Source organism: Leptolyngbya sp. FACHB-36 (genome assembly GCF_014695955.1).
In the GTDB taxonomy this organism is placed as follows: Bacteria; Cyanobacteriota; Cyanobacteriia; order Leptolyngbyales; family Leptolyngbyaceae; genus FACHB-36.
In genome coordinates, this window is record NZ_JACJPG010000124.1 from 1 (window position 1) to 3,037 (window position 3,037).

General features: G+C 53.8%; 4 protein-coding genes. 3 read left to right on the top strand and 1 reads right to left on the bottom strand.

What is annotated here, in order from left to right:
- On the top strand, positions 1-795 hold a 795-nt coding region (locus H6F43_RS01735; RefSeq protein WP_242025248.1), incomplete at its 5' end, for a stomatin-like protein.
- A 33-nt stretch (positions 796-828) separates the two neighbouring features.
- Here the strand turns inward: H6F43_RS01735 and H6F43_RS01740 are convergent.
- A complete protein-coding gene (locus tag H6F43_RS01740; RefSeq protein ID WP_190340298.1) occupies positions 829-1,224 on the bottom strand; it encodes a hypothetical protein in 396 nt (131 codons plus the stop codon).
- Positions 1,225-1,270: 46 nt separating this feature from the next.
- Here H6F43_RS01740 and H6F43_RS01745 point away from each other — a divergent pair, with 46 nt between their 5' ends.
- Positions 1,271-1,576, top strand: coding sequence for a DUF6439 family protein (locus H6F43_RS01745; RefSeq protein WP_190340299.1), 306 nt, complete (start codon positions 1,271-1,273; stop codon positions 1,574-1,576).
- Between the two features lie 115 nt (positions 1,577-1,691).
- On the top strand, positions 1,692-3,037 hold a 1,346-nt coding region (locus tag H6F43_RS01750; RefSeq protein WP_242025250.1), incomplete at its 3' end, for a hemolysin family protein.

The window sequence follows — 3,037 nt, forward strand, 5'->3', positions numbered from 1 at the left end:
ATCATCGCTGCCATAGTTTTGGCAATCATCGGCTATATCTTCGGCTCAGTCAGAATTATTAAAGAAGGCACGAATGGTGTTGTTGAGCGGTTGGGTCGCTTTGAGCGGGTTCTGGAGCCTGGATTGAACTTTGTTGTTCCGGTTCTCGATCGAGTTCTGGAAGAGTCTACTCGTGAGCAGACTATCGATATTCCGCCACAGTCGGCGATTACGCAGGATAATGCCTCCGTGACGGTTGACGCGATCGTGTTCTTCCGCATTAAGGATGTCTACAGAGCAAACTACTCGGTTGAGGATCTGGAAGATGCCTTGGAGAACTTGGTGATCACTACCCTGCGATCGGAAGTCGGCAAACTGACGCTGCGAGACGCCGTATCGTCTAGAGACAAAATTAATCGAGCGGTGCTGAATCAACTGGACCAAGCCACGGAAGCGTGGGGAGCCAAGGTAATTCGGGTAGAAGTGCAAGAAATTCAGCTTCCACCTGAGCTGCGACAGGCAATGGATGCTGAAATGGTTGCCGAAAGCAGACGCAAGGCGGCGATTTCAGAATCTCAAGGAACCGTGCAGTCGATTCAACTAATCTCGGATGCTCTAAAAGAGGCGAGCAATGCCAAAGCCGTGCTGCAATACCTCGTTGCTAAGAGCTACGTGGACGCCAACTACAAGCTGGGCGAAAGCAACAACTCCAAAATTATCTTCATGGACCCCAAAGCGCTAACGGAAACTGTGGGTGAACTGATTGCGGCTGACAACAATGAGGGCATGAGCGGCAACGAGAACAGACCGTCGTAACGGCTAAGGCTGAAGCGATTAGGGTTGGAGTGATTAGGGTTGGAGCGATCGTGGCGCGACGGCGGGTGGAGAAGCAGGTTTAGGAGTCTGAATGGCTGCCGTAGCGAGAAACCAGCCAATCACGATGCCCAATCCGCCAAAGCGCACAACCTGCCAGAACGGTTCTTTCAAGCTATCCCAGCGGAACAAGCGGCTTTCTAAATTTACCTCTAGCTCGTCTAGCTGATCCTGGATGCGCTGGAGTTCTGCGCTATGAGACGCTTGCTCCTTTGGGTCTGCCTGCTGGATCTGCGCCTGTCGCTGCTGAAGCGCTGCCTGCCGCTGCTGATCGTGCTGCACCTGGGAATACCGCAGTTTTAGGTCTTGCAGCGATCGCTCGACCTCGGTAAAGTGTTGCTCAAAATCTGACGGCGGCTCAGAAGACGACATAGTAGAGTTAAGGATAACGCTTCCGTCAACCATCATGCCCTTTTCTATGCTGGATACTTCCCCACACTCTGAAAGTTCTGAAACGGTACTGCGCCAGTGCACAACGGCGGAACTGGCGCAAGCCTTAATGGAAAAGCTGAGCATTTCTGAGAAGGATTGGCACCGCCTCAAGTCAAACCGCAACGCCCGTGCTCGGGAGCAGGCGATCGCGGCGCTCGTATTTCTGTTAAAGGACCAGCCCGAAGAAGCCTTACCCAGACTGCAGCAGGCAGTCAACTGGCTCGATCGCTCGATTTCTGCGCCGCCCTGCCCCACGCATGGCGATCGCCCACCGCGAGGGGTTGGGCAATAGGGTGGCATGCGGCTAGCGAGCAATCAAGCTCGCACAACTCCCAGTCTCGTTTTCTTACCCGCCTGCTTGTCAGCTACACTTTTGGACAGTCCTCTACTTTGCCTACTTGCGCGGAATGACTGGCGTTTCGTTCGTTAGCATTCTGCAATCCTCCCACATGAACACTATTGACCCGTCCAGTATTGTCCTGCTGATTTTTATCAACATCATTCTGATTCTCGTGAACGCCTTTTTCGCAGCGGCGGAGATTGCGCTGATTTCAACGAGCGAAGTTCGGATGAAAATACTGGCAGATCAAGGCGATCGACGGGCACGCATGGTGCTGAGGACAACTCAGGACAGCACTCGATTTCTGGCAACGATTCAGCTTGTCATCACCCTGACGGGGTTTCTGAACGGAGCGTTTGCGGCAGAGAACTTAGCTGGTCCTTTGGCAGCAGGTTTAGGTGCGCTGTTTCGCATCAATGTGCCTGAGAAAATTGCGCTGGTTGCGGTAACGGTCATCATTGCCTTGTTCAGCTTGATTCTGGGTGAACTGGTTCCCAAGCGGCTAGGTATTCGCCATGCGGAGAGCTTTGCGCTATTTTCCGTGAGTCCGATCCGGTTTCTGGATAAGCTGGCGGCTCCGATCGTCAAGCTAGTCAGTGCTACGACGAATCTAGTGTTGCAGATGACCGGGAATCCGATCGAAGACGAGGAGGAGTCCGTCAGCACCGAAGAATTTAAGGCAATGGTTGATGCGGGACGCGCAGGGGGTGCAGTCAGCGACCAAGAGCGCCGCATCATTCACGGCGCGGTGGAACTGAGCAACATCACTGCTCGAGCCATCATGGTGCCGAGGGTGCAAATTCAATACCTTAAAATGACCACCTCGCTGGCGGAAGCGTACCAAATCGTGTCGGAGAACGCTCATACGCGCTTACTCGTGTGTGACGAAGACTTAGACAACATCGTGGGCATTTTGCACGTCAAAGATCTGATTCGTCCGCTGCCCGGACTGCTAGAGCAGCCTCCCAGCCTCCGTGAGCTGTTGCGCCCGGTTCACTACGTGCCAGAGACGCGGTTAGCGCGGGATTTGCTAGAGGAAATGAAGAAAAATCGTCTGCATCTTGTAGTGGTGCGAGATGAGTTTGGCGGCACCGCGGGATTGGTAACACTGGAGGATGTGCTAGAGGAAATCGTCGGCGAAATTCGCGACGAGTATGATGCGGAGGAAGAGCGCGAATTTCGTCAAATCAGCACGCATGAAGGAATTTTTAAGATTCGCGCCAGCATTGCTACGGTTAACAATGAACTCGATTTGCAGCTTCCGCGCGACGAAGCCGCTACCCTAGCGGGGCTGTTCCTGGAGGAATTGCAGCGCCCACCGGAACCGAGCGATCGCCTGCAAATTGACAATGTGCTGCTTATGGTGCTGGAGGACGGACAGCGGGTGCGCGTCACCTTGCTGCCGGATCCAGA